We start from the raw sequence: 26,811 nt of genomic DNA on the forward strand, positions 1-26,811 counted from the left end.
GACGTGATCCTTGCGCCGGCAACGCCCTGTACTGCGCCAGCGATCGGCCAGCAGACTATCAAGCTCGACGGCATCGAAATGCCGGTTCGCCCCAATATCGGGATATTCACCCAGCCGGTTTCGTTTATCGGCCTGCCCGTGGTGGCGGTGCCGGTTCCGCTCAAGCCGCTGCCGATCGGCGTGCAGATCATTGCGGCGCCATGGAGGGAGGACATCGCCTTGCGCGTGGCGCAATACCTGGAGGACATGGGTACGGTTGTGGCACCGCGGCCGCCGTTGAACTAGAAACTGTCCGTCATTCGGGGCCGCCGCGCAGCGGCGAACCCGGAATCCATAGCCACCAATCGCGGGTATGGATTCCGGGCCCGGCCGTTCCGGCCGTCTGGAATGACGAAGCGGGAGGAGCTTGTTGAATGGCCTTGGAACTGAATCTGCCGGACGTGGTTGCCGAAGTGACGGCCGCGTTCGAGAAATACGAGGACGCGCTCGTCAACAACAAGGTCGATGTGCTCGACGCGATTTTCCGCGAGGCCCCGGAAACCATCCGCTATGGCGCCACCGAGAATCTCTATGGATATGAGGAGATCGCGGCCTTCCGCGCTGCGCGCACGCCGGTAGCGCTGGGCCGCACGCTCTCGAAGACCGTGATCACGACATACGGCCACGACTTCGCGGTGGCTTCAACCCTCTACCAGCGGCCCTCGGCTCCCGGACGGGTCGGTCGTCAAATGCAGACCTGGGTGCGGTTCCCGGAGGGCTGGCGCGTCGTCGCGGCCCATGTCAGCCTGATGGAGCCGCCGAAGCAGGGCTGATGCGATGAATCTCTACGCCCGCGAAATCCGCGTCACCGAAAGTGGCCGCCGTACGCTCGCGGAAGAATTGCGGCTGCAGATCGCCGACGAGATCGTGCGCGGCGTGCTGGTGCCCGGCACGCCGCTGGACGAAACCGAACTCGCGTCGCGCTTTGGCGTTTCGCGGACTCCGGTGCGCGAGGCGATCCGCCAACTGGCTGCCAGCGGGCTTGTCGACGCGCGCGCGCATCGCGCGGCCGTGGTCGCGCGACCGACCGAGGACCGGCTTGTCGGCATGTTCGAAGCGATGGGTGAGATCGAGGGACTGTGCGCTGGTTTGGCAGCGGAACGGATGACGGCCGCGGAGCGCCGCCATCTCGAAACGGTGCACGAGCAATTGCGGCTGCTGATTCAGGTCGGCGATCCGCAGCGTCACCATGAGATCAACGAAGCCTTTCACGGCGCGATCTATTCGGGCGCTCACAACGCGTATCTTGCCGAAGTCGCAGTCGCCACGCGCGCGCGGGTGCAACCGTTCCGCCGCGCGCAGTTTCGCAATCTTGGCCGCCTGTCGAAATCATACGTCGAGCACGACAAGGTGGTGGTTGCGATCCTGCGCGGTCAGCGCGCGGCTGCCGGCGATGCGATGCGCGCGCATATCCTCACGGTGCGTGAGGAATACGAGGCGTATGTGCAGTCTCTCTAGGCCGCAAGCAGACGCGCCGTCACTTGCTTTCCACAAACGCGCGCCAGCCGCCGAATTCCGAAATATCGCGGGCGCCTTCGGTCGCGAGCGGCTCGACCAGAAAACCATGCACCTGCCGCCCGTCGGCCAGCCGGAGCGTTCCGATCGACAGCGGTGCCGGCACGCCGGCAACGAAGCGGCCGAAATTGTCCGGCGTCAGGGCCCAGATTTCCAGCGCGATGGCGGCCCCGGTGCCCTCCGGGACGCGGAGCATGCCGGGCTTCGGCGGCGTAGTGCCGGCAAGCGCATAGAGCCGATAGTCCGGCGCGGTGCTCGTCTCCTCGACGAAACGTGCATGAAGGGTGCGCAATTCGCCATTCAGCGGCATGCCCGACAGATGCGCGCCGACCACGGCGATCGCGATTTCGGTCGGCCTTGCCATGGGAGCGAGCGCTTTCGGCACCGGCTGTTTCACGTCCAGCGCGCCAAGCGGCAATTCGGTCTGCGCGTGGAACACGCGGCCGAGGCTCGCCAGCCCGGCATCGCGGCCGCCGCGCGCCAGAAACGTCACGCCATAGGGCGTGCCGTTGCCGGCAAACGACACCGGAACGGCAAGACCGCACAGGTCGAGCAGGTTCACGAAGTTGGTGTAGGTGCCGAGATTGCTGTTCAGCGCAACCGGATCGGCCTCAAGCTGTGACACGGTGTAGGCGGCCGGAACCGACGGCACCATCAAGGCATCGAACCCGGAGAAGATTTCAGCTGCCGTGCGCTTGAGTGCGGCCAGCCGGTAGAATGAGCGAAAGGTGTCGGCGGCCGAAATCTTTCCGCCGCCAAGGATGATGTCACGGGTCACGGGATGAACCTTGTCGGGGTTCTTTTCGATGAAGGCGCCGACACCGGCATAACGCTCCGCGACCCAGGGACCTTCATACAGAAGCCGAGCCGTCTCCAGCAATGGGAACACATCGATCGCCCGCACCTGAGCGCCCATGTTGCGCAGAAGCGCGATGGCCGTCTCGAATGATTGTTCGCTGCTGGCGTCGCCGAAGAACATCCGTCCATTCGCATCTGGCACCGCGATCACCATCGATGGCGGCGCAGCGCCGAGCGTGCCGAGCGGCATCACCCGCGAATAGGGATCGCTCGCGTCCGGGATCACCATCGCCTGAAGTACGGCGAAGGCATCGTCGACGGTCAGCGCGAACACCGAGACGCAGTCCAGCGACCGGCAGGCCGGGACCACGCCGGTGGTCGAGACCAGCCCAAGGCTCGGCTTGAGCCCGACGATATTGTTGAGTCCGGCCGGCACGCGTCCGGAGCCCGCGGTGTCGGTACCGAGTGCGACCGGCACCAGCCCCGCGGCCACCGCGACGGCCGATCCGGAGCTGGAGCCGCCCGGGATCAGATCGGAACGATGCGGATTGCGCGGCACGCCGTAAGGCGAGCGAACGCCGACAAGGCCGGTCGCGAACTGGTCGAGGTTGGTCTTGCCGATGACGATCGCACCCGCGAGGCGCAGCCGCGTGACCGCGGTCGCGTCGGCGCCGGCCCTGTAGGAAAAAGCCGGACAGGCCGCCGTGGTCGGCAATCCTGCAACGTCGATATTGTCCTTCACCGCGACCGGCACGCCGTAGAGCGGCTTGCCGGCCGGTCCGGCGGACATCAATTCGCGCGCTTCCGCGACCGCCTCGGCTTCGTCCCGCAAGCTGATGAATACGGCCGGATCATCATAGGCACGGATGCGCTCATACGAGCGGCGGACGGTCTGTTCGGGAGTGGCGGCGCCGGACCGGTGTGCGGCGACGATATCGCTGACCGTCTCGCTCATCGGAGACACGGGCGGCCAAGGACGGGACTGATCATGAACGATTTGCCGGAGCCGGAAGGAGCATGGCAAGAGCTATAGCCAGCGGCTGACCCCGCGTAAATCCGGCCCTTGCGCAATGGCGCGGAAATGCGGCCGCATGGCGAGCGCCGGCCGGGGAACGGGAAGCCGAGCCCCCGGTGTCATCGATCCTGCGTGCGGGCGGCCTTCAGATGCTGCGTCACTTTTGTGCGCAGGTCCTTCTGCTGCTCCGGGGTCCAGGTGCGGAAGCCTTCGCCCGATTTGAAGCCGAGCTTGCCCTCCGTGACCAGCTTTTCGAGATAGGGCGAAGCGGCCGGGCGGCTGTCGATCTCCGGCAGCACAGTCTTGTGGATCGCAAGCGTCAGGTCGGTGCCCACCAGATCGGCATTCTCCAGCGGTCCCAGCACGGCAAGCCTGCGCCCGAACGCGGCCTTGATCACGGTATCGACCGTCTCCGCATCGCAGATGCCGTGCTCGACCAGCGCCACCGCCTCGCGCCACAACGCGTGCTGCAGCCGGTTGCCGACAAAGCCCGCGACATCCTTTTTCACGTACACCGGGGTCTTGCCGATGGCCTTGTGCAAAGCCATCGTGGTTTCGATCACGGCTGGCGCGGTCCATTGCGTGCCGATGACTTCGACCAGCGGCACCAGATAGGGCGGATTCCACCAATGCGTGCCGAGGGCGCGCTCGCGGTGCCTCAGCCCTTCCATTATTCTTGTGATCGGAATCACGGAGGTGTTGCTGGCGAGGATCGCATCCGGCCGCGCATGCTGTTCGATTTCGGCGAACAGTTTCTGCTTCAGCGCCAGATCTTCCAGCACCGCCTCGACCACGAAATCCGCGTTGCGCACGGTCGTCGCCAGATCTGCATTCGGCGTGACGCGGTTCACGGCATCCGCATCGTCCTCCAGATCGGCGAGGTTGGCGCTGATGCGTGCTTTCACCGTATCGAGATTGGCTGGAAACGAATCCGTGATGGTCACGTCATGGCCGGCGAGCGCGAATACCTGCGCGATGCCATGACCCATCAGGCCGGCGCCGATGACGGCGATGCGCGCCCTGTCAGCCATGTCACCCCGCCGTGTAGCCGCCGTCGGCATAAAGGATGTGGCCGGTATAGAAATCCGATGCCGCGGACGCGAGGAACAGGAGCGGCCCCGCGAGGTCGGACGGCTCGCCGAGCCGGCCCTTCGGTACCCGCGCAAGGAATGCGCCGCGCACGCCCCTGGCCTTGTCGGTGTCCTCATACATCCACGCGGTCAGGGCCGAGCGGAACACCGTCGGCGCGATGGCATTCACGGTGATGCCGGTATCGCCCCATTCGCAGCCGAGTGCCTTGGTGATGCCGTCGACCGCCGATTTCGACGCGCAATAGGCGGTGTAGCCGGCGGGATGGCCGAGCAGGCCGCGCGCCGACGACATCAGCACGATCTTGCCGGCCGTCCGGCCGTCCTTGCCCTGCGCCAGCATCTGCTTGCCGGCGGAGCGCGCCATCAGCCAGCTCTGCGTGACATTGGCGTCCATCACGTCGAGAAAGCGTTCCGGCGCCATGTCGACGATCTTGGCGACATCGTTCTTGCCGGAGCCGACCACCAGAATGTCGAGCCGGCCGAACTTGTCGACCGCCGCCTTGACGATCCTGTCGCAATTGGCTTCCGAACTGGGGCGGACAGCGACGCTTTCGACCTTCGCACCGAGTGCCTCGCATTCGGCCGCGGTCTTCTTCAGTTCGTCAGCCTTGCCGGCGGCGATGACCACATTGGCGCCGGCGCCCGCCAGCACCTTTGCCGCCAGAGCACCGAACGCGCCGGATGCGCCGGTGACGATCGCGGTCTTGCCGCGGACGTCGAACAGGGAGAGCGGATTTTTCAGGAAATCTTCGGACATGGAACACCAACCTTTGTCATGCCCAGCGCAGGCGGGGCATCCATCCAACCAGGATTTCGAATTGCTGGATCGCCCGCCTTCGCCGGCGATGACCGCATCAAATTATTTCCGCGGCGGCAGCATCGCCACCACGATGGTGCAGACCTCGTTCGACCGGTTGACGATCTCGCGCACTTCGTTCGGGCCGATGTAGCAGCTATCGTTCGCCCTCAGCACATGCTCCTTGCCGTCGACGATGACGGTGAGCTCGCCCGAAACCACAAAATACACCTTCTCCGGCGGCGAGCCGTCGGGTCCCGCGCCGCCGCCGGGCAGGAAGTGCGACAGCCCGACGATCATTTCCTTGGAGCCGCCAGCCTCCGCGCCGAACAGGCGCAGAGAGCTATAGCCGCGATGGTTCGGCGCCTCGTAAGGCTTCGCCTCGTTGAATTTGCGGACGATCATTTGAACGTCTCCCCGCGCTCGATGCGATAATTGCCTTTCGGGTCGACCATGGCGACCAGCCGGATGATGCAGCCGTCGCCGCGATCCCAGTTCCACGGAAAGAACGCGAAGGTACAGCGCCGTCCGGTGACCTTGTCGAGATCGCCGCCGACATTCTCGATGCCGAGGATGCCGTTGGAGAACAGCTTGCGATGCACCGGCTCCCATTCCGGGAAATCGTCCTTCCAGTCGCGCCCGCCCGACCACTCCTTGTATTCGTCCGCGAGATGCGGATGCAGCGGGCCGTTCCGCTGCGGTCCGATCGCGGTGGCGAGCGGATGGTCGTTGGCCTGGGTGTCGTGGCCGACCACCTTGACCTTCTTCTCGACGAACCAGTCGCCGGCGGACGCCACGAAGCCGGGCGCGCGGCAGAAATAGTCTTCCGAGTCCTCGTATTGATGATGCCAGCCGGTATTGACGATGACGACGTCGCGGGGGCGCACGATCTTGCCGGCCGCCTTTTCCATGTCGTCATAGGTGATCGGCTCCCACTTCTTCTTCGGGATCGACACCACGATGCCGGAACCGAAGAAATGCGGCAGCGGCACCTCGTCGATGAACGGCGTGCCCTGCACGACGTGTGCGGGCGCGTCGATATGCGTGGTGTTGTGCATCGAGGTGGTGATGCGCTGTGACAGCACGCCCGATTTCGCCATGTAGTGAATGCGTTCGATCTTCACGTCCTCGAAATAGGGCCAGTTCGGAGACTGATAGCCGAAGCGATGCGACAGGTTGTAGAACTCGAGCCCCATCGCATTGTGAAGATTTTCTTCAAACTCGATGCCGCGAATTTTCGCCATCTGCGTTCCTCCTTTTATCCGGTCGCACTGGAAAGGTGCTCTTCCAGCACGCGCTTGGTGGCGAGCAGGCGCTCGCAAATCTGGTTTCGCTCCTTTTGAAAGCGCTGGGTCGGCACGGGCACCGAGATCGCCACATAATTTCCGAGCATGTCGCGCATGGCGACGCCGGCAGCGCAGATGCCCAGCGTATGCTCCTCGCGGTCGAGGGCGTAGCCGTTGCGGCGGATGGCGCGGATGTCGTCCAGAAGCTGCGCCAACTTCGTGATGGTATGCTGGGTGCGCGCCTTGTAGCTCCTGCCGATCAGCGCTTCGACCGCGCGATCGTCCAGTTCGGCGAGATAGGCCTTGCCGTTGGCGGTGCAGGTCAGCGGGAACGTCTCGCCGACCGCCGACACCGTGCGCAGGCGCTGCGAGCCGATCACCTGGTCGATGAATACCAGATGGTCGCCCTTGACCGAGGCAAGGTCGACGGTCTCGTGCAACTCCTTCGACAGTTCGATCAGGAACGGCCGCGCCAGTGTCACGAAATCGGTGCGCACCGAACCGGCGAGCCGCAGGATGGTGGGCCCGAGCCGCACCCGGCCGGCAGGCGAGGCGGCGACGACGAGCTTCTCGGTTTCCAGCGCGGCCACAATGCGCTGAACGGTCGAGCGCGCCAGCCCGACCTTGAGCGCGATCTCGCCGAGGCTCAGCCCGGTGGTGGTGTCTTCCAGCGCGCGCATGATCGAGGCGGCGCGCGCGATCACCTGAACCTGGCTCTTCTCCTGAATCCGCTCTTGGCTCTTTTCCTGGCTCTTCTCGGTGCCCGGCGCCTTGACAGGACGTTTCATCGCGACGTTCATGCTGGCGCTCCGATGCGCAGGAGGCGTGCGGCGTTGTTGTAGGAAATGTCTGCGACTACGTCGGAATCGAGTGGCAACTCGTCCATGAAGGCGCCGGCTTCGACCGGATCCTCGAACGGATAATCCGCCGAATACATGACATTCGCCCGGCCCAGCGCCTTGAGCGCGCAGTCGATCGGCTCGAACGAGAACATGCCGGAGGTCGTGACCACGAGGTTGTCGCGGATGTAATCGGACGGCCGCCTGTTCAGCTTCACCCCATAGAGCTTGGCGCGGCTGTCGAAGCGCCAGAGCTGATAGGGCAGCGTCTCGCCGAGATGGCCAAGCGCGAGCTTCGCGCCGGGGAAGCGATCGAACAGCCCCGAGAACACGATGCGCAGCGCATGCGTGCCGGTCTCCACCGTCCATTCCCAGGTGGCGCGTTTCAGGCCGCGATAGCCGTCGAGCGCGGGCATGGGCGTGATCGGATCGGCCGGATGCAGATAGAGCGGCACGCCGAGCGCCTCGGCGCGTTCCCATAAAGGATATGTGTCCGGATGGTCGAGATACTGCCCGTTGGTATGGCCGTTGATCATCGCGCCCGAAAACTTGAGGTCGCGCACGCAACGTTCCAGTTCGTCCGCGGCCGCCTTCGCGTCCTGCACGGCGAGATGCGCGAAGCCGCGATAGCGGTCCGGCGCTTTCTGCACCTGGCTCGCAAGGAAGTCGTTGGCCCCGCAGGCCTTGCGGGTCGCCGTCGCGACATCGCGCTCGATCTGCACGCCGGGGCCGGCGAGCGAGAGCACCGCAAGCCCGATACCCGAGGTATCCATCGCTGACAGCCGCTGCTCGCCGAAATCGTTCAGCCGTGCCAGCACCTGCGCGTAGCGGGCCGGCTCGACGTCCTCGACGGTCTTGAGCCAGTAATCCTCGAAGCCGGGGGCGAGGAAATGCTCTTCGAGCGCGATCCGTTTCATGTTGCGCACGGGACGGCTGTGATCTGCCGCCCGTCCTCTCCCTGGATAATGCACCGCAATACGGTACACCTGTATCATTTTGTGGTCATCATATGCAGGGATGCCGCGATGTCAAATCGCGGTGGTTTGTGTCCGAACCGCCGTGCAGTTCAGAATCCCGTTGGATGAATTTGAGGGCGGCAAAAGCCGTCGCCCGCCCGAACTGGCTAAAATCAGGGACGGCGGAGCTTTGTCTGCCAGTCGTCCCCGCGAAGGCGGGGACCCATATTCCAGAACGGTGGTTATGGGCCCCCGCTTCCGCGGGGGCGACGCGTCGTCAGATCATGTAATGCCCGCCATTGACATGCGTGACCTGGCCCGAGACGAAGCCGCCGCCGGGAGAAGCGAGAAATGCAACCGCAGCCGCCACTTCCGTCACGTCACCGAAGCGCCCGAGCGGAATCTCGGACTGGATCTTCTCCTTCGCCTGATGCGGATACTGGCTCCAGTCGCGTTCGGTATCGATCGCGCCGGGCGCAACCGTGTTGGCGGTGATGCCGTCGGATCCAAACTCGCGCGCGATTGCCTTTGCCAACCCGTGCATGCCGGCCTTGCAGGTGATGTTGTGCGCGCGATGCGTCACCTGCGCCCAGAATCCGTCGAAGCCGGAAATCAGCACGATGCGGCCCCACTTGTTCTTGCGCATGTGCGGGATCGCGTGACGCGACAGGTAGAAGGCGGAGCTGAGATTGGTGGCGAGCACGTTGTTCCAGTCTTCCGGCGTGATCTCCAGAAAGGCCTGATAGCGGCGGATGCCGACATTATTGACCATGATGTCGACCGAGCCGAAGGCATCGACGCAAGCCTGAACCAGCTTCGCGCAGTCTTCATCCTTCGACACGTCGGCCATCACGCCGATCGCCTTGCCACCGGCCGCATTGATCTCGGCCACCGCGTTGTCGACCGCGGCCTGGTTGGAGGAGCCGTTGACGACAACCGTGGCGCCCTTCCTGGCCAGCGCATTCGCAATCGCGCGCCCGATATTGCGCCCCGATCCGGTGACGATTGCGGCGCGGCCCTGCAAGTCCTGTTCTGGCATGGTGTCATCCCAAATGAATGCGGCGCCCGATCCGCTCGGGCGCCGCGATACAAAGGCGTTCCGATTATTGCGGCGTGATGCCGATGGACGGAATCACCTTGGTCCAGTGATCGAATTCTTCCTGCATCGACTTCTGCAGTTCCTCCGGCGTGCCGCCCGCCGGCGTCGCGCCCTGCGTCTTCATCTTCGCGATCACGTCCGGCTTCTTGATTGCTTCCGATATGATGGCGTTGACACGGTCCACGATCGGCTTCGGCGTGCCGAGCGGCGCGAACACCCCCAGCCAGTTGAAAGTCACAACGCCCGCCACCGTCTCGGAGACTGTCGGAATGCCGGGAAGATCCGGAGAGCGCTTGGGTTCGACGAGGCCGATGATGCGGATGGTCCCGGCATTCGCCTGCGGCAAGACAGCGGGGGTGGTCCCGAAGCTGATCGGAATGTGGCCGGCCACAAGGTCCGCAATGGCCGGGCCGCCGCCGCGATAGGGTACATGAACCATGTTGATGCCGGTCTTCTGCTTGATCAGCTCGCCGGCGATGTGATGCGCGGAGCCGATTCCCGCGCTGCCGAAGCTCATCTTCTGATCGGGATTCTTCTTCGCGTAATCGATCAGTTCCTGCACGCTCTTGACCGGCAGCTTGGCGTTGACGGCGAGAGTCATCACGACGTCGGCAACCTTGATCACCGGGGTGAAGGATTTCATCGGGTCGAACGGAAAATTCTTCTGCATATGAGCATTCATGGTGACCGGTGCGTTCACCGACACCATGAAGGTGTAGCCGTCGGGGGCGGCCTTCGCGACCAGCGCTGCGCCGATGGTGCCACCGGCGCCCGGCTTGTTTTCCACCACGACCGGAACCTTGAGCTCGGCCTCGAGCGGATCGCGGATCAGACGCGCGGTGAAATCGGTCGAGGCGCCGGGCGGATAGGGGACGATCAGGGTGATCGCGCGGCTCGGCCATTTGTCCTGCGCCCATGCTGCACCCGTCGCAATCGCCAGGCCGCATGCTGTCAGCGCAAGAACAACGGCGCGTCTGCGGAATGTCATGTGGAGTCCTCCCTTGGATCGGCGGTTCGCCCGCTGCCGTTCGGCATTGTCGGACGGATTGTAGAGGCGCAGCTTGTCAGTTCAACCAAAGTGTTGGCTGACCAAACACCAAACATCCTGCCTAGCGTCCCCTGAATTGCGGCTTGCGCTTCTCGTTGAAGGCGCGCACGCCCTCGTGGCGATCCTCGGTGGAGATCATGCGCTCATAGCACTGGATTTCGAATGCAAGCCCCGATTGCAGGTCCATGTTCATGGAGGCGTTGACGGCCTTCTTGATCTGCCGCACCGAAATCGGTGCGTTGTCGCAGATCGTTTTTGCAAGGCTCATGACCTTCGGCATCAGGTCGGCGGCATCGCAAACCTCGTTCACCATGCCCCATTCATGGGCTTCCTCGGCCGAGAAGGGCAGGCCGCTCATGATGATTTGCTTGGCGCGCCGGATGCCCACCGCGCGCGGAAGATTCTGGGTGGCGCCTGCGCCCGGCATGATGCCGCGTGTGACTTCCGGCAGGGCGAAACGCGCATGGCGTGCGGCGTAGATGAAGTCGCAGCACAATGCGAGTTCGCAGCCGCCGCCGAACGCAACCCCGTTCACTGCGGCGATTACCGGCACCGAACTGTTGATCACCGAATAGGCCGCCTCCTCGATGATGGCGTGCTGCGCGCGCCACTGCTCGTCGGTCATGCCCTGGCGTTCCTTGAGATCACCGCCGGCGCTGAACGCTTTCTCGCCCGTCGCGGTCAGGATCACGCAGCGCACGTCGCCCGGATAGAAGGCCAGCTTGCCGAACACCTTGTAAAGGTCTTCCGAGGTCGCCGTGTTGAGTGCGTTATGGACCTCGGGGCGGTTGAAGCGGACCACCATCAGCCCGGGTTCGGGCCGCTCCACCAGAAGATGCTTGAGACCGTCCATTGTTATGCCGCGCTCGCCGCGCGCCTGCCGGCGGGGAACAGGCCGAAATCCGCCACCGAACGCATGCGGTCGATGCCCTGGATCGCATCGAACAGCGTGCGGGTGCCGCGCTCGCCGAGCGAGGGCTTCACGCAGTCTTCGAACTTCGCCCACATTGCCTCGGTTTCGACGCCGCGCTGGAAATGCCCGCGCGGCCGCGTCACCGCTTCCGTCGTCAGCTTGCCGCCGCCACGCATGTGCAATGTGACGCGGTCGAACGGCGAATGTGCGGGTTCGTGGTCGTCGCGTTCGGGCATCGTCACGATCCGCACCTTGCGGATCAGGTCCTGCACGTCCGCCCGGTTGACGAAGCCGTCGGTGAGTTCGGCATTGCCGCAGGCGCCGGCCACGATCGCCGAGGCCATCGCGAATTCTCCGGAGATTTTCGCATCGAGCCCATTGGTCGGACGATGGACGCGGAGAATTTCCGCCTGGGTCTCGCCGATTTCGAGATCAATGGCCTCGACCTCCTCCGGCTTGACCGGCTTGAGCTTGCGCAGGTCGATGACCGCGTCGATGGCGCGATGAACGGCGTAGCAGACCGGGTAGAGCTTGATGTTGATCCCGGCGCGCAGGATGCCCCAGTCCTTGCCGAAATTCGCTGGCGTTGTGGTGTCGACCTGGCCCTTGGGCGAAATGGCGCGCAGCAGGCCGAGGTCGTCCTCGATCGCGGTGTCGGTGGAGGTCAGACCCGCCTCCGCGAGCCGCGCCGCGAGCAAGCCGGACTGCGCCGCGCGTCCGACCTGATAGGGCTTGGTCATCGAACCGAAATTGCCGACGATGCCGCCCGCAAGCGAGGCCGCGACGCCGATGGTGCGCGTTGCCATCGCAGCGTCCTGGCCGCGCAGCGAGGCGGCCGCGCCGGCCGCCGCGATGGTCCCGAGCATGGCGGTCGGATGCCATCCCTTGCGATGATGCTGGTCGGGATCGCGCCGTGCCATGTCGGCCCAGAGTTCATATCCCGCGACATAGGCCGCGATCATTGCGCGCCCGTCGGCGCCGGTCTCGGCCGCCTCCGACAGGATGGCGGGGACGAGGATGGCACTCGGGTGGCCGGCAAGGCCGGTGTCGTCGTAATCGATGGCATGGGAGGCGACCCCGTAGATCAGCGCGCGTTCGGGCGCCGGAGCCTGAAGCGCCGAAATCGTGGTATTGGCGCCGTCATGGACGATGCCGAGGCCGCGTGCCGCGGTGCGGGTCACCGCCTCGTTCCAGCCGGTGATCATGCACGCGATGCAATCGGTGAAGCCGAGCCGCACCGTCTTCACCGCATCCGACGGCAGCATTTCGAAACGCAACGACGCCAGGAAGCGCCCCATGTCGGCCGTCAGTCCCATGTAACCGTGTCCCTTTTCGGCAATCGGATGGGTCCCGGTTAGGAAAGCTCGTTTGTCATGTCAACGCAAGGTTTGATATAAAAAACGCCGCGCGCCACAGAGGTCCCCCGATGCCGACCCGCCGACCTGATGAAGACCGGATTGATCCGCGCTATATCGTTCCGGGCCTGTCGCGCGGGCTGGCGCTCCTGCAACTCTTTCCGCGCAGCAAGCCCGCCAAGACCCTCGCGGAACTTGCAGCCGGGCTGGGCCTGTCGCGCTCGGCGGCCTATCGGCTGGTCTATACGCTGGAAGCCGACGGCTTCATCTCCCGCGATCCCGAGACGAGGCGCTACCGCCTGACGTCCAGGACCCTAGATCTCGGCTTCGAATATCTGCACGCCCAGCCGATCACCGAGACCGCGCAGCCGTTCCTGCGCGCGCTCAGTGACCGCACCAATGCCGCCGCGCATGTCGCGATCCTGGACGATTGGCATGCCGTCTATCTGGCGCGGGCGGTGCCGCATGCCGGGCTCGTGATCAACCTGCAACTCGGCGCGCGACTTCCCGCCCATACCACGTCGAGCGGGCGGATCATGCTCGCGCATCAGGAGGAAGAGCGGCTGCGCGTTATTTATGACAGGCTGCGCAAGGAGGTGCGCGGCCCCAATGCGGTCCCGCCACTACCGGACTTCAACAGCCAGATCGCAGCGGACCGCAAGCGCGGCTATGTATTCCACCATTCGATCGCCGACCCGGGTCTGGTCAGCCTTGCCTTTCCGATCCGCGACCACGACTCCCGCGTGGTTGCCGCGATTACCGTGATCGTTCCCGAGAAGCTGTCCGATTCGCTGGGTGGCGAACGGGCGCTGCGCCCCCTGGTTCACGAGGCGGCCGACGCGATCTCGCGCAGGATCGGATATCGTGGCTGACAAAGGCAAGAAGTAATGCGCGAGCTGTGGCAATCTGCTGTCGATCACGCTGACGATTCGCCATGACCAATTCAACGGGCCCAAGCAGTTCGGAAGTGTTCCGTTTTGGCGGGGCCGGCACGGTTCTGCTGGTCGCCCTGCTCGCGTATGTCGGCCTGCATCCGCTGGTGCTGGGCGACACGCCGGCGCGAATGCTCGGCGGGGTGATCGTTACCATCATTCTCGTCGCCGGTACCGCGGCTGCCAGCCGCTCCAACGGGCTGCGGCTGATTGCGGTGCTGCTGGCCGCGATCGCGTTCGGGCTGCACGCAATCTGGGTTGCCACCACGAACAAGTCGGTCGAAGCAGTCATGATGGCGGCCTTTGCCGTCTTTTGTTTCTTCACCGCCGGCGTGATTCTGCGGCACGTTCTGTCGTTCGGCCCGCTCTATGCCGATCGCGTGCACGCCGCGCTCAGCGTCTATATCCTGCTCGCATTCGCATTTGCGGGCGTCTATGCGGCGATCGAAATCCTGTCGCCGGGCGCCTTTTCGATTCCGGACGGCGGAGCCAAGGACGAGGGCGCGCCGCTGCTTGCCGACATGATGCATCTGAGCATCGCGACGCTGACGTCGACCGGGTTTGGCGACATCACTCCGGTCGCGCCTTTTGCGCGTTCGGTCAGCCAGCTCGAGCAGTTGACGGGTGTGTTCTTTATCGCAGTATTGATCTCGCGCCTGATCGGGCTGTACCCGATGGAAGAACGCGGGGGCAAGGAGCCGGAGCCGCCGGCCGGGTAGTTCGATGCATCTGACGCGCTGGACCAGGATTGCGCTCGTTGTCGGCCTCGTGGCGTTGACGACCGGCCTCGCATTCTATGCCTATCGCTACTCCACGCGACCGGTAACGCTCACGGTTGCCGCCGGTTCGCTTGACGGCGAGGGCGCACGGCTGATGAATGCGCTCGCCTCCAGACTTGGGTCGACCGCGAATTCGCGCATCCGTCTCAAGGTCGTCGACACCGATACGCCGCTCGGTGCGGCCGAGGCATTCGCCAGGGGGGAAGTCGACCTCGCGATCGTGCGCGGGGATGCAACCGATCTGAAGAACGCACGTACGGTGGTCGTGATCACCCATGGCGTGCTGATGCTGCTCGGCCTGCCCGGGCACGGCATCGAGGATTTCGACGGGCTCAAGGGCAAGACCATCGGCGTGGTTGGCGGCCCGGTCAACAAGCGCATCGCATCGGTGCTGGACAGCGAATACGACCTCACGCGCGCCAAGGTGAAATTCGTCGATCTGAAGCTGCCGGAGGTCGCCGCGGCGATCCAGGGCAAGAAAGTCCAGGCGCTCCTGATCGTCACTCCCATTTCCGGACGCTATCTGACGATGCTGCGCAACTTCTTTCCGCGTGACTCCAAGAAAAGCCCGACGCTGCTTGCAATCGAGTCCGCAGGCGCCATTGCCGCCGCCGTGGGCGCCTATGAGAGCTTCGATGTCCCGAAAGGCACGATCCGCGGCTCGCCCGCAATTCCGGACGACGACCTGACCACATTGCGCGTCCCGGTCTACCTGGTAGCAAAAGAGAAGCTCGACGACGACACCGCGACGCAGCTTACGCAGGCGATCATGGAAACCCGCGGCAACATGATCGGCGAACATCCGATCCTGGCGCAGATCAGCGCGCCTTCCACCGAAAAGGACGCGCCGATCCGGATTCATCCGGGCGCAGAGGCCTATTTCAGCGGCGACGTGAAAACGATCTTTGACAAATATGGCGACCAGTTCTTTTACGCCTCGATGCTGCTCGGCATGCTGAGTTCGATGGCGGCGGCATTCTGGAAATTCATGATGCCGAGTCCGGCCGAGGAGGGCGGTCGCCCGCCGGTCCGCCTGCACAACATCACCGGACGCATTCGCGATGCCAACAGCGCCGCCGAACTCGACCAGATCGAGGACGAGATCGATCGCATCCTGAGCAGCGAATTGTCGCGGGAAAAGCGTGACGACAGCGATGCAGGCGCGCTTCAGGTCGCGCTCAGCCGGCTGGAATATCTGATCAGCCAGCGGCGGCGCATCCTGGAAATTCGCGGCGCGTCGTAAGTTTCATCATTCAGAGGAAAGCAAGCAAGGTCAGTCCACCTTCACGCGCGGCGCTTCCATCGCGTGCAAGTCGGTGGCCTTGCCCGATTTCATCACCATGCCGGGCAGGGGGCGGCCCAGTGCGTCCTGCGCACTCTGCGCGACCGCGATCAGTGCATCGAGATCGATTCCGGTCTCGATGCCCATTTCGTGGGCCATATGCACGAAATCTTCGGTACAGATATTGCCGACTGCTCGGGGTGCAAAAGGACAACCGCCAAGTCCGCCGATCGAGCCCTCGAAATGGCGAATGCCGCAATCGATCCCGGCCAGAGCATTGGCGATGCCGAGGCCGCGCGTGTTGTGCAGGTGGAGCCCGATGACGGCTTCAGGAAACGCTTTTTGCAAATCCTCGACGGTTCGCCGGATGCGGTCCGGATTGGCGACGCCGGTGGTGTCGGCGAGATAGACGATCGGTGCACCATGGCGCAGGAGTTGCGCCATCATCCTGTGCATGCGCTCGCGTGACACCGGCCCTTCATAGGGACAGCCGAAGGCCGTCGCGATGCCGCCGACAAGGCGGCTGTTGGTGCCCTTCGTCGCGGCGGCGATCTCGTCAACCGCCTTCATGCCCTCCTCGGTGGTCATGCGCACGTTCAGCCGGTTGAAACTGTCGCTCACTGCGACGCCGGCCTTGAGATCGTCGATACCGACGGCGACGGCGCGCTCGGCGCCGCGGGCATTCGGGATGAATGCGCCGTAGCGCACGCCGGGCTCCCGCCTGATCCCCGCGGCAACCGCTTCCGCGTCGGCAAGCTGCGGGATCACCTTCGGATGCACGAAACCGGTGATCTCGATCTTCTTCAAACCGGTCTTCGACAAGGCATCGATCAGCGCGATCTTTTTCTCGGTCGGGACCAGATTGCGCTCGATCTGCAGACCGTCGCGCATGCCGACTTCGCTGATCTCGATGCTGCGGCTCATTGCGGCGGCGTCCAGTCCGGCGGGTTGAGGCGGCGCTTGCCGTCCGCGGTGCGGCTCACCTTCGGGTCGTCGAGCCCTTCCTTGTCCCAGAGCTGGCAGGTGACGGTCTTGTGCTTCTGATCGAGACCCTCGCAATAATTGGTGAACTCGCAGATGCGTACGCTCTGGCCGAGTCCAAGCTTGGTCTTCAGGAACCAGTCCGGATCGGCGAGGGTCTGTCGTGCCGATCCGACGATGTCGCAGACGCCGTCGGCCAGCATCTGCTCGGCGAACTCGAAATTGTGCACGCCACCGGTGCAGACAACCGGCGTATCCAGCCCTTCCGCATGAACGGCCCTGCGAATGCCGAGGGTCGCACCAACGTTGCGGCCGAACGGCCCGCGTTCGTCGGAGATGAATTGCGGCATGCATTCATAGCCGCTGGGCCCGGTATAGGGATAGGCAGCGCCGCCGACACCGGGCTGCTTTGCGTCGTCGAACTTTCCGCCGCGCGAGGTCGAGATGAAATCCATGCCGGCTTTCGCAAACTGCACGCCGAAATAGATCGCGTCATCCGCGTCGCTGCCGCCGTCGATGCATTCGTCGGCGAGGAAACGGCATCCGACCGCGAAATCCGGCCGCGTCCGCTCGCGGACTTCCCTGAACACTTCGAGCGGCAGCCGCGCACGGTTTTCCAGCGAACCGCCATACCCGTCTTCGCGGGTGTTCTTGCGCGAGAGAAAGGATGCCATCGTGTAGGCGTGAGCGTAATGCAATTCGACGCCATCGAAACCGGCGGTTTGCGCACGCAGGGCTGCGTCGGCAAACAAGCCGGGCAATACCTGTGGCAGTTCGCGCACATGGGGCAGGTCCATGTCGGTGACGCGTTCGCGATAGCCGAATTCAAGGGATTCCAGCTCGCGCTCGCTCAAGACGGTCGCAAGTTCGTCACGCTTCATGTCGGAAAGCTTCGCCCTGATCTCGGCCTCGTTCAGGCCCGGCAGCGCGGCGCGGTGAGAGTCCGTGATCGCAAGGAACCGCTCGAAATATTTCTTCGCCACCGGCCGCCGGCGGATGTTGAGGAAGTCGATGATCTGGATCAACAGCCGGGTATGGCCGCCGCTCGCTGCATGGACCGCCTCGACCAACCGTTGCAGGCCGGGGATGAAGCGATCGTCGCCGATGCGCAACAGCGGTCCGCTCGGGATGTCGCGGATGCCGGTCGCCTCCACCACGATCGCGCCGGGACGGCCCTTCGCGAAACGGGCATACCATTCAACGACGGCATCGGTGACGAAGCCGTCCTCGGTCGCCCGCCATGGCACCATGGCCGGCACCCAGCTGCGCTGCTCCAGCGCGATGGGTCCCACCTCGACCGGAGAGAACAGACGCGAGGCTTCCGCTTCCGCGCGGGTCGGAACCCGGCCGGATTTCGGCTCGAACTGGATGCGCTGTGGGGGGCGCCACATCGGTTCGCTCGCACTTTGAATTATATCCAGTTGGATGTATGCGTCTGCGGCAGGACCGTCAATCGGACCGGCCACGACGGTTGTCACTGCCTGTCCCGCGCGGATAGGTTTCAAAAACGCTCAGCCCGCTCTCCATGCTCGATCCCAGCGTCTATCCTGACCGCTTCGCGCGCGACCATCTTCCGCCGTTGCCGCTGTGGCCGCAATTCGACGGCCTGGAGGCGCTCGGCTATCCGAAGCGATTCAATGCCGCTGTCGAACTGATCGACCGGCAGGTCGCGGCAGGCTTCGGTCCGCGGCTTGCGATCCGCACGCCGGCCGCGACATGGACCTACGCGCAATTGCTGGACAAGGCGAACCGCATCGCCGCGGTGCTGCGCGACGACCTCGGCCTCGTACCCGGCAACCGGGTGCTGCTGCGTTCCGCGAACAATGCGATGAAGGCCGCCGCCTGGCTCGGCGTGCTGAAGGCGGGCGGGATCGCGGTCGCGACCATGCCGCTGCTGCGCGCGCAGGAATTGTCCTACATGCTCGGCAAGGCGCGCGTTCAATTCGCGCTCTGCGACGCGCGGCTGACCGACGAACTCGACAGGGCCGCGGCATCGGCGCCGGCTCTCAAGACGATTGCCTTTCACAGCGATGCGGCCGACGGCCTCGAAGCCCGCATGGCGCGAAAGAGCGGCGACTTCGACAATGTCATTCCCTCCCACGACGACGTGTCGCTGATCGCATTCACTTCCGGCACCACCGGACTGTCCAAGGCGACCGTGCATTTCCATCGCGACGTGCTGGCGATCGCCGATTGCCTGCCCCGGCATATCCTGAAGCCGGTGCCCGACGACGTCTTTCTCGGTTCGGCGCCGTTCGCATTCACCTTCGGGCTCGGCGCCATGCTGGTATTCCCGCTGCGGTTCGGCGGATCGGCGGTGATGCTGGAACAGCCGACGCCGGAGGCGATGCTGGCCGCCATCGAGCGCGAAGGCGTATCGCGGCTGTTTACGGTGCCGACGCTGTACCGCGCGATGAGCCCGCTCGCGGCCGGCTATGATGTGTCGTCGCTGAAGAGCTGCATATCGTCCGGCGAGCACATGCCGCTGGCGGTATTCGAAGGCTGGTACCGGGCGACCGGTGTGCGCCTGATGAATTCGATCGGCTCGACCGAAATGCTGCACGGCTTTCTGATCAATCAGGATACACAGCATATTCCAGGCGCGGTCGGCCGTGCGGCGCCGGGCTATCGCGCGATGGTGGTTGACGATGACATGAACCCGTTGCCGCCGGGGCAGGTGGGACGGCTTGCGGTACGCGGGCCGACCGGATGCCGCTATCTCGACGATGTCGACCGGCAGCAGAAATATGTGCAGGACGGCTGGAACCTGACCGGCGATGCGTTCGAGACCGATGCGGCCGGCAATTTCTGGTATCACGCGCGAACCGATGACATGATCGTGAGCGCGGGCTACAACATTTCCGGGGCGGAGGTGGAAGGCGTGCTGCTGCAACACGTCTCCGTCGCCGAATGCGCCGTGGTCGGATTGCCGAACGAGGAGCGTGGTCAGATTGTCGCGGCCTACGTGGTCCTGCGCGAAGGCGTGGTCAACGGCGAGGCGATGAGGCAGGAATTGCAGGAACTCGTGAAGGCGCAGATCGCGCCCTACAAATATCCCCGCGCGATCGAGTTTGTGACCGCGCTGCCGAAAACCATCACCGGCAAGATTCAGCGCAGCGCGCTTCGGGACGGGCGCTAGTTTCCAGCCACGCGCGATCGCGGGATGTGCGCCCGCGGTTCCTTTCACCATATGGCAGTGGCGGCGCTGCTCAAAAAATTGCCGCAGGGCCAGACAGCGGTTGTCCGCGGACGGCTCCCTGCCTATCCTCGCGTAGCCCGGCGCACCGACAGAAGCTCAAAGCAGAGAAGCGCCGGTTCGGGTAGGAACGTCCGGATCGCCATGACCGATGCCGTGCAGGCAGCGTCCGCGGGTCCAGCCACGTCTGCCGCATCCGGCGGGCAGGCCTGGCGCAGCATTGCGCGCAACGCGCTTCCGTTTGTCGTGGTCGGCATCGTCTGGGAGATCGTGGCACGCAGCGGCTCGTTCCCGCGCAAGCTGTTTCCCCCGCTTGGCGATATCGCCACCGCATTCTGGCAACTGACCGTCTCCGGCATCCTGCCATATCATGCGTTCGAGACGATCCTGCGGCTGCTCGCCGGGTTTGCGATCGCGGCAGCGATCGGCGTGATTATCGGGATCGCGATGGGCCGATCGAAGCGTGCCGAGGACTACACGCTGCCGATCGTCGCCATGCTCGCGCCAATTCCCGGCATCGCCTATGCGCCGCTGTTCCTGCTGTGGTTCGGGCTCGGCAATCTGCCGACGATCCTTCTGGTCGCGTTCGTGTCGACCTTCCCGATCGTGTTCAATACCTGGACCGGCGTCAAAGCGGTCAAGGAAATCTGGTTGCGTTCCGCGCAGGCCATGGGCGCGACCGATCGGAAGGTGTTCCGCCATGTCATCCTGCCCGGCGCCTTGCCCTACATCCTCACCGGCTGGCGTCTCGGGCTTGCCCAGGCCTGGCGCGTGCTGGTCGGTGTGGAGATGCTGGCGGCGGTGTCCTGGGGGCTCGGCTGGCTCATCTTCGGCGCCCGCGAATTCCTGAATACCGACGTGATGCTGGCGGGCGTGGCCGTGATCGGGATCATCGGGCTCTCGCTGGAGAAGCTCGTATTCCAGAAGCTCGAAGACTACACGCTGGTGCGGTGGGGCATGATGCGATGACGCTGACCGCCGAACGCATCCGGAGTTGGCGGCGGGCCGCAACCTCCATCGTCGCGCTGCTGCTCATCTACGAATTCGCCGCGCGCAGCGGCTATTTTCCCTCCGTTCTGCTCCCGCCCCTGTCGAAGGTCGGCATCACGCTCTGGACCGCATTGACCGACGGCACCATGCTGCACCACGCCGCCGCGACGCTCTATCGCGTGCTGGTCGGAATGACGCTGGCCGTTGTCGTCGCGGTTCCGCTCGGCGTATTGATGGCGCGCTTCAAGCGCGTGGAGAATTTCTGCCTGCCGCTGGCGAGCGCGCTGATGCCGATCCCCTCGCTCGCCTGGGTTCCGGTCTTCATACTGTGGTTCGGGCTCGGCAATACCGTTGCGATCCTGATCGTGTTCTACGCCGCAACCTTTCCGATCCTGCTCAACACCTGGTCGGGAGTACGTTCGGTCAACCCGCTCTGGCTGCGCGCGGCCGGCGCCATGGGCGCAAACGGTCAGTCGATGTTCTGGAAGGTCATGATCCCGGCGGCGTTGCCGTTCATCATCACCGGCGTCCGGCAGGCGTTCCTGCGCGCCTGGATCGCCGTGATCGGGGCGGAATTCCTGGCCGCCTCGGATTGGGGACTGGGCTGGGTGATCTTCGATTCCAAGGAGTTTCTCGCCGCCGACATGATGCTCGCCTCGCTGGCGGTGATCGGGCTCATCGGCTTTGCGTTCGAGCGGCTGTTCTTCGGATCGATCGAAAAGGCGACCGTCATGCGCTGGGGCATGGTTCGGGCGGCGCGTACATAGGAAAGGTGCGGCGGTCGGAATGGCTGAAATTGAAATCCGGGACGTCTGTCTCAACTACGATACGCCCGCCGGCCGCGTGACCGGCGTGCAGGATGTGAGTCTCGATATCGACCGCTCCGAGTTTCTGTGTCTCGTCGGCCCGAGTGGTTGCGGCAAGTCCACACTGCTCAACATCATCGCTGGCTTCATCCCGCCGAGCGGCGGCGAAATTCGCATCGGCGGAAGGAAAGTCGACGGTCACGGCATGGATCGTGGCGTGGTGTTTCAGGACTTCGCACAATTGTTCCCCTGGCGCACCGCGCTTGGCAATGTCGCCTTCGGTCTCGAAATGAAGGGCGTGCCGAAGGACGAACGCGAGGCCATCGCACTCGAACAGCTGCGCCTTGTGAAGCTGGACAAGTTCGTCAAGTCCTACCCGCATCATCTTTCCGGCGGCATGCAGCAGCGCGTGGCGATTGCCCGCGCGCTCGCCTATAACCCGGCAGTGCTGCTGATGGACGAGCCGTTCGCCGCACTCGACGCGCTGACCCGCGATGACATGCAGCGCCTGCTCGCGGATGTGTGGCGCGAGACCAGAAAGACCGTGGTCTACGTGACACACAACGTCTCGGAAGCGGTCTATCTCGCCGACCGGGTCATCGTGATGACGCCGCATCCCGGCACGGTGAAGACCGAAGTGCAGATCGCGCTGCCCCGGCCGCGCGATCCGCTGAGCGTGGAATTTCTGGACTATCAGAAGAAACTGCTGCGAGAACTCGGCCAGATGCAGAACTGAGACAATCCGGTCACGGCCGGCACAGGGAGGACTAAGCCATGACGACACAAAAGAATGGACTGACCCGCCGCCAGTATATCGCCGCAACCGGTGCCGCGGTCGCGGCCGGGATCGGCGGGATGCGTTTTGCGGATGCGCAGACGGCGACGATCCGTCAGGGTTACCAGACCAACATGTGGGGCATGCCGACCTATTATCTCCTGCGCTCCGGTGCGCTCGAGAAGCGCGGCCTCAAATTCGAGGAATTCGCGGTGCCGTCGGGCAATCTCACGATGCAGCAGATGGTGGCGCGCCAGGTCGATCTCGGCACGTATGCAGGCCAGTCGATGATTCTCGGGCACGACAAGGGCGGTCTCGTCGGCATTGCCGTGATCGAGCAGGTCGGGAAGACCGCCGCCGTCATCGCCCGCAAGGATCTCAACCTCAAGAGTGTGTCCGAACTGAAGGGCAAGAAGATCGGCAATCAGGTCGGCGCGTCGACCGCGAACATTTTCACCAACACCATCGCCCCCAAGGCCGGCCTGCAGAAGAGCGACTGGCAGGAGGTGCGCATGAACGTCAATGACATGGTCGCGGCGCTGGCCGCCAAGACCATCGACGCGGCGGTAACGGTCGAGCCCTATAACGCGATCGCCGAAGCCGACGGAATCGCCACAATCCTCACCGACTTCTCCCCCTACGACAAGATGCCGGTGTTCATGGCGGCAACGCCGGATTTCGTCGAGCAGAATCCGAAGGCCGTCATCGCCTATCTGCAGGCCTGGCTTGATGTCGCGCGCGACTTCAAGGAACAGCCGAAGAAGGTCTCCGATGTGATCTACAAATTCTATACCGAGAAGGGTTACAAGATGGCGCCGGAAACCTTCCAGAATGCGCTGGCGCGCGTCGAGGTCAATCCCGGTTTCCCGCCCGATCTTGCGCCGTACATGCAGGGCGAGGCGGAAATCCTGCTCAAGGCCAAACGGATTTCCGCGATTCCGGACTGGAAGAAGGCGCTGCGGCCCGACTTCATGGAGAAGGCGAAGGCCGGCGCCTAAGGCGTCGATCGAATTCATGCGCCATGGCCGGGCTTGTCCCGGCCATGGTCTTTATCGCGTGTCCGGAGACCTGGAATGCCCGCAAGTCCGCTCAAATCGTCCGACTCGATCCTCTGGAACTTCAAGCTGCTCGGCCATCACGAACTCGCAGGCTTTGGCGGTATGGGGGAGGGCATGGCGGTGCAGGTCGCGAAAGACGGCCGCCGCATCATCTGGCTCGCGCATGAGAGCGCGCCAAAGAACTTCACCGCGGTCGACGTCACCGATCCGCGCGATCCGAAAATCGTGGTGCAGACCGACCTGCCCGAAAGCTTCATGCGTTCCAATTCGCTCGAGATCACCGGCGACATCATGGCTGTCGCCTATCAGTGCCAGAAGGTCGGGCAGAAACCGGCGGGGTTTGAACTGTTCGACATCTCGGTGCCGGAGAATCCGAAGAGCATCGCCTTCGTCGACCGCTCGGGACCGCATTCGCGCGGCGTGCACCAGCTTTGGTTCTGCGACGGGAATTACGTGCACATGGCGTCCGGTGCTGCCGATTTCCAGGCGACGCACCCACTCGACGATCAGTGCTACCAGATTTTCGACGTGCGCAATCCTTCAAAGCCCGTGGAAGCCGGACGCTGGTGGATGCCGGGCACCCGCGAAGGCGACAATGTTCCGCCGCCGGCACGCCATCAAGCGCCGCTCTACGACATGGGATTCCGCGCCCACAACACCAATGTCTATCCGCAGCGGCCGGACCGCTGCTATCTCGGCTATATCGACGGCGGCATGTTCATCATGGACATTTCCGACATGTCGCGGCCGACGCCGATCTGCCGCTGGGACAACTCGCCGCCCTATCACGGCTTCACGCATACCATCATGCCGCTGTTCGACCGGGGCCTGCTGGTCGTCACCGACGAGTCGGTGGTTGACGACGCGGCGGACTGGCCGAAGCTGATCTGGATCCTCGACGGCCGCGACGAAACCAATCCGGTGCCGATCGCGACCTGCCCGCTGCCCTATGATGCATTCAAGGGACGGGGCGGCCGCTTCGGCGCGCACAACATCCACGAGAATGTGCCCTCGCCGCATGCCTGGTTTTCCGATCAGGTCGTCGTAGGAACGTTTTTCAATGGTGGGGTGCGGGCCTACGACATCTCGAACCCGTATCAGCCGAAGGAGATCGCGACCTTCGTACCGGAAGCGCCGGCTTTGGCGCCTCGTGGAACGATTCAGCTCAACGATGTGTTCGTCGACGAGCGCGGCATCGTCTATACGGTCGACCGGCATGTCGGCGGTCTGTATATTCTGGAGATGGAGTTTTAGGTTCGTCATTCCGGGACGCGCCGAAGGCGCGGACCCGGAATCCAGAGCCGCAAGCACCGCATTCAGCCGCCCTGGATTCCGGGTTCGCCCGCTTCGCGGGCGCCCCGGAATGACCGTATCGGTTGATCGGAAACCGCATAAGGTTCGGCGCTGAGCCATGCACCAACTTTTCCGATCCCCTGACGCCGGTCTGTTCGGCCGCCGCCTGCGTCATGAGCGCGGCGCGCGCATTCCGGTGCTGTTGGTGACAGGGTTCCTCGGCGCCGGCAAGACCACGCTGGTCAAGAATTTTCTCGATAGTGCTGAAGGACATGGCACCGCAATCGTGGTCAATGAGTTCGGCACCGCCGGGATCGACGATGCGTTGCTGCGGTCGAGCGCCGACGAGACCGTGCTGCTCGGCAACGGGTGCCTGTGCTGCAACGTGCGCTCCGACCTGCAGGTGGCGCTGCGCAAGCTGCTATCGGATCGCGAGCGCGGGCTCGTTCCGCATTTCCGGCGCATCGTGATCGAAACATCCGGGCTGGCGGACCCGGGTCCGATTCTGAGCACCTTCGCCACCGATCGCGCGCTCGGCGGCGAATGCCACCTTGATGCGGTGATCGCGGTTGCCGACGCGGTCAACGGCATGACGACGCTGGAGCAGTTTGCCGAGGCGCGCCGGCAGGTGATGCTGGCCGACATCGTTGTCCTGTCGAAGACCGATCTGGTGACGGGTGATGGCAGCGACGCGCTGGCCGCGCGATTGCGCGCGCTCAATCCGCGAGCGCGCATCGTGATGGCGGATGCGGGACGGGTGGATGCGTCGATCTTCACAGCGGCTCAGGCTGGTCCGGCGTTTCAGGCGGAGGCGATCGGCGAGGCGGCCCACAGCGACGGAGTCATGAGCTTCACGCTTGTCTTTACCGATCCATTGCCCTGGTCCGTTGTGGCGCGGTCCATGGAAACGCTGATGGCGCTGCGCGGTGCCGACATCCTGCGTGCCAAGGGTTTGCTCGCTGTCGAAGGCTGCACCGGACCGGTCGTCGTCCAGTTCGTGCAGCACCTCGCGCATCCGCCGGCGGAATTGCAGGCCTGGCCGGATGCCGACCGCACCAGCCGGCTGGTGCTCATCACGCGCGGGATCGCGGAGGGTAACGTCCGGGCGCTGTTTGATGCGGTGCAAGCTCTTGCCGCTACGACAGGGCCTCGATGACCCCGCGCATATAGCCGATATTGCGTGCGGCGCAGGTCGCACCGTCGGGAATGTAGATGAACGGCTCGACGGCGGCGTTGCCGGCGTAACCGGTCTCGCGCAATGCGGTGATGACCGGCCCGAAGGCCAGCGTGCCGTCGCCCGGTCCGCGCCGGTTCGGATCGTTGAAATGGATATGCGCGATCAGGCCGCTGGGCATCCATTGCCGGATCAGGTCCGGCACGCTCTGCTTTTCCCAGATCGTCGCCGCCGAGCAGTCGATCATGGTGCGCACCGCCGGGCTGCCGATCTGGCGCACGATCGCCGCGGCTTCCTCCACCGTGTTGACGAAATTGGCATCGGGCTGGTGCAGCGGCTCGATGCAATAGGTGATGCCGGCAGATTCCGCGTCTCTTGCGATCGCGGCCCAGCATTCGATGGCATGGCGGCGCCCATCCGCCTCCTGCCCCGGCTCCAGCCGCCGATGCTGTGGCGAGCCATGCACGATGATCCCGCCACCGAGGTCGTGCGCCAGCGCGATCAGGCGGCGGATCACGTCGATGCTGCGCTGGCGGACGGCGGCATCGGCGGATGTGATCGACAGGCCCCTGGGCGCAACCATCAGGTAATGCAGCCCGGTCACCGGCACGCCCTGATCCTCCGCAATCTTGCGAAAATGCCTGCGCTGTTCGGCAGTCAGGAGGTGCGGCTCCTCCGACAACGTGACGGGCGCCACTTCCAGCCCGTCGTAGCCCATCTGCCTTGCCAGTTCGCATTGCCGCGCGAAGTCGTAGCCCGCCAGAACTTCGTTGCAGAGCGATATTTTCATGCACC

The 26,811-nt window shown here is 64.3% G+C and carries 27 protein-coding genes; 13 read left to right on the forward strand and 14 right to left on the reverse strand.

Translation table 11 applies throughout. The features are described 5' to 3' along the window. The 3 genes from AB7F49_RS22885 to AB7F49_RS22895 form a co-directional block, all read left to right on the forward strand. On the forward strand, positions 1–285 hold a 285-nt coding region (locus tag AB7F49_RS22885; RefSeq protein WP_428526629.1), incomplete at its 5' end, for an amidase family protein. A 134-nt stretch (positions 286–419) separates the two neighbouring features. Continuing rightward, on the forward strand, positions 420–812 hold the full coding sequence (hpxZ, locus tag AB7F49_RS22890) for an oxalurate catabolism protein HpxZ (protein ID WP_428526698.1): 393 nt from the start codon (positions 420–422) through the stop codon (positions 810–812). A 4-nt stretch (positions 813–816) separates the two neighbouring features. Then, positions 817–1,497, forward strand: coding sequence for a GntR family transcriptional regulator (locus AB7F49_RS22895; protein WP_428526631.1), 681 nt, complete (start codon positions 817–819; stop codon positions 1,495–1,497). 19 nt (positions 1,498–1,516) lie between these two features. Here AB7F49_RS22895 and atzF read toward each other — a convergent pair whose 3' ends face one another. The 11 genes from atzF to AB7F49_RS22950 form a co-directional block, all read right to left on the reverse strand. Then, entirely contained in the window at positions 1,517–3,307 is a 1,791-nt protein-coding gene (atzF, locus tag AB7F49_RS22900; protein WP_428526633.1) for an allophanate hydrolase, read from the reverse strand. 179 nt (positions 3,308–3,486) lie between these two features. Next, complete coding sequence (locus AB7F49_RS22905) at positions 3,487–4,398, reverse strand: 3-hydroxyacyl-CoA dehydrogenase family protein (RefSeq protein WP_428526635.1); 912 nt, start codon at positions 4,396–4,398, stop codon at positions 3,487–3,489. Position 4,399: 1 nt separating this feature from the next. After that, entirely contained in the window at positions 4,400–5,215 is an 816-nt protein-coding gene (locus tag AB7F49_RS22910) for an SDR family NAD(P)-dependent oxidoreductase (RefSeq protein WP_428526636.1), read from the reverse strand. A gap of 102 nt (positions 5,216–5,317) precedes the next feature. Next, positions 5,318–5,659, reverse strand: a complete 342-nt coding sequence (locus AB7F49_RS22915; protein ID WP_428526638.1) for a cupin domain-containing protein — start codon at positions 5,657–5,659, stop codon at positions 5,318–5,320. Next, positions 5,656–6,498, reverse strand: coding sequence for a cyclase family protein (locus AB7F49_RS22920; protein WP_428526639.1), 843 nt, complete (start codon positions 6,496–6,498; stop codon positions 5,656–5,658). Before AB7F49_RS22920 ends, AB7F49_RS22915 begins: the two co-directional genes overlap by 4 nt. A gap of 14 nt (positions 6,499–6,512) precedes the next feature. Beyond that, positions 6,513–7,340 carry an IclR family transcriptional regulator gene (locus AB7F49_RS22925; protein ID WP_428526641.1) on the reverse strand — a complete coding sequence of 276 codons (828 nt, stop codon included), beginning with the start codon at positions 7,338–7,340 and terminating at the stop codon, positions 6,513–6,515. Then, positions 7,337–8,296, reverse strand: a complete 960-nt coding sequence (locus AB7F49_RS22930) for an amidohydrolase family protein (RefSeq protein ID WP_428526643.1) — start codon at positions 8,294–8,296, stop codon at positions 7,337–7,339. The genes AB7F49_RS22925 and AB7F49_RS22930 overlap by 4 nt, the downstream gene beginning before the upstream one ends. A gap of 316 nt (positions 8,297–8,612) precedes the next feature. Then, the gene (locus AB7F49_RS22935) at positions 8,613–9,374 is read right to left on the reverse strand and encodes an SDR family NAD(P)-dependent oxidoreductase (RefSeq protein WP_428526645.1); all 762 of its coding nucleotides are present in this window, start codon (positions 9,372–9,374) and stop codon (positions 8,613–8,615) included. 64 nt (positions 9,375–9,438) lie between these two features. Beyond that, on the reverse strand, positions 9,439–10,422 hold the full coding sequence (locus AB7F49_RS22940) for a Bug family tripartite tricarboxylate transporter substrate binding protein (RefSeq protein WP_428526647.1): 984 nt from the start codon (positions 10,420–10,422) through the stop codon (positions 9,439–9,441). Between the two features lie 121 nt (positions 10,423–10,543). Further along, positions 10,544–11,335 (reverse strand): enoyl-CoA hydratase-related protein, encoded by a 792-nt coding sequence (locus AB7F49_RS22945; RefSeq protein WP_428526649.1) that lies wholly within the window; start codon positions 11,333–11,335, stop codon positions 10,544–10,546. A 2-nt stretch (positions 11,336–11,337) separates the two neighbouring features. Next, positions 11,338–12,711, reverse strand: coding sequence for an MmgE/PrpD family protein (locus AB7F49_RS22950; protein ID WP_428526651.1), 1,374 nt, complete (start codon positions 12,709–12,711; stop codon positions 11,338–11,340). A gap of 110 nt (positions 12,712–12,821) precedes the next feature. On the opposite strand from AB7F49_RS22950, the gene AB7F49_RS22955 reads away from it, so the two are divergent. The 3 genes from AB7F49_RS22955 to AB7F49_RS22965 all read left to right on the forward strand — a co-directional run bounded on the left by AB7F49_RS22955 (position 12,822) and on the right by AB7F49_RS22965 (position 15,704). After that, positions 12,822–13,622: an IclR family transcriptional regulator gene (locus AB7F49_RS22955; RefSeq protein WP_428526653.1), complete on the forward strand. Its 801-nt coding sequence runs from the start codon at positions 12,822–12,824 to the stop codon at positions 13,620–13,622. Between the two features lie 62 nt (positions 13,623–13,684). Then, the gene (locus AB7F49_RS22960) at positions 13,685–14,401 is read left to right on the forward strand and encodes an ion channel (protein ID WP_428526655.1); all 717 of its coding nucleotides are present in this window, start codon (positions 13,685–13,687) and stop codon (positions 14,399–14,401) included. Positions 14,402–14,405: 4 nt separating this feature from the next. Next, on the forward strand, positions 14,406–15,704 hold the full coding sequence (locus AB7F49_RS22965) for a TAXI family TRAP transporter solute-binding subunit (RefSeq protein ID WP_428526657.1): 1,299 nt from the start codon (positions 14,406–14,408) through the stop codon (positions 15,702–15,704). A 30-nt stretch (positions 15,705–15,734) separates the two neighbouring features. Here the strand turns inward: AB7F49_RS22965 and AB7F49_RS22970 are convergent, their stop codons facing one another. Together AB7F49_RS22970 and AB7F49_RS22975 are read right to left on the reverse strand one after the other, a co-directional pair. Further along, positions 15,735–16,667 (reverse strand): hydroxymethylglutaryl-CoA lyase, encoded by a 933-nt coding sequence (locus tag AB7F49_RS22970; RefSeq protein WP_428526658.1) that lies wholly within the window; start codon positions 16,665–16,667, stop codon positions 15,735–15,737. Then, on the reverse strand, positions 16,664–18,115 hold the full coding sequence (locus AB7F49_RS22975) for an NADH:flavin oxidoreductase (protein ID WP_428526660.1): 1,452 nt from the start codon (positions 18,113–18,115) through the stop codon (positions 16,664–16,666). The genes AB7F49_RS22970 and AB7F49_RS22975 overlap by 4 nt, the downstream gene beginning before the upstream one ends. Positions 18,116–18,249: 134 nt before the next feature. On the opposite strand from AB7F49_RS22975, the gene AB7F49_RS22980 reads away from it, so the two are divergent. The 7 genes from AB7F49_RS22980 to AB7F49_RS23010 all read left to right on the forward strand — a co-directional run bounded on the left by AB7F49_RS22980 (position 18,250) and on the right by AB7F49_RS23010 (position 25,998). Continuing rightward, a complete protein-coding gene (locus AB7F49_RS22980) occupies positions 18,250–19,863 on the forward strand; it encodes an AMP-binding protein (RefSeq protein WP_428526662.1) in 1,614 nt (537 codons plus the stop codon). Positions 19,864–20,064: 201 nt separating this feature from the next. After that, positions 20,065–20,889: an ABC transporter permease gene (locus tag AB7F49_RS22985; RefSeq protein WP_428526664.1), complete on the forward strand. Its 825-nt coding sequence runs from the start codon at positions 20,065–20,067 to the stop codon at positions 20,887–20,889. After that, the gene (locus AB7F49_RS22990) at positions 20,886–21,677 is read left to right on the forward strand and encodes an ABC transporter permease (protein ID WP_428526666.1); all 792 of its coding nucleotides are present in this window, start codon (positions 20,886–20,888) and stop codon (positions 21,675–21,677) included. The genes AB7F49_RS22985 and AB7F49_RS22990 overlap by 4 nt, the downstream gene beginning before the upstream one ends. 19 nt (positions 21,678–21,696) lie before the next feature. After that, positions 21,697–22,452, forward strand: coding sequence for an ABC transporter ATP-binding protein (locus tag AB7F49_RS22995; RefSeq protein WP_428526668.1), 756 nt, complete (start codon positions 21,697–21,699; stop codon positions 22,450–22,452). A 38-nt stretch (positions 22,453–22,490) separates the two neighbouring features. After that, positions 22,491–23,489, forward strand: a complete 999-nt coding sequence (locus tag AB7F49_RS23000) for an ABC transporter substrate-binding protein (RefSeq protein ID WP_428526670.1) — start codon at positions 22,491–22,493, stop codon at positions 23,487–23,489. 75 nt (positions 23,490–23,564) lie between these two features. Further along, positions 23,565–24,803 carry an LVIVD repeat-containing protein gene (locus tag AB7F49_RS23005; RefSeq protein ID WP_428526672.1) on the forward strand — a complete coding sequence of 413 codons (1,239 nt, stop codon included), beginning with the start codon at positions 23,565–23,567 and terminating at the stop codon, positions 24,801–24,803. Between the two features lie 157 nt (positions 24,804–24,960). Next, positions 24,961–25,998, forward strand: a complete 1,038-nt coding sequence (locus tag AB7F49_RS23010) for a CobW family GTP-binding protein (RefSeq protein ID WP_428526674.1) — start codon at positions 24,961–24,963, stop codon at positions 25,996–25,998. Here the strand turns inward: AB7F49_RS23010 and AB7F49_RS23015 are convergent. Beyond that, positions 25,979–26,806: a sugar phosphate isomerase/epimerase family protein gene (locus tag AB7F49_RS23015; protein ID WP_428526676.1), complete on the reverse strand. Its 828-nt coding sequence runs from the start codon at positions 26,804–26,806 to the stop codon at positions 25,979–25,981. The genes AB7F49_RS23010 and AB7F49_RS23015 overlap by 20 nt on opposite strands. Between the last annotated feature and the right edge of the window lie 5 nt (positions 26,807–26,811).

The sequence above is a fragment of the Pseudorhodoplanes sp. genome (assembly GCF_050250235.1).
In the GTDB taxonomy this organism is placed as follows: domain Bacteria; phylum Pseudomonadota; class Alphaproteobacteria; order Rhizobiales; family Xanthobacteraceae; genus Pseudorhodoplanes.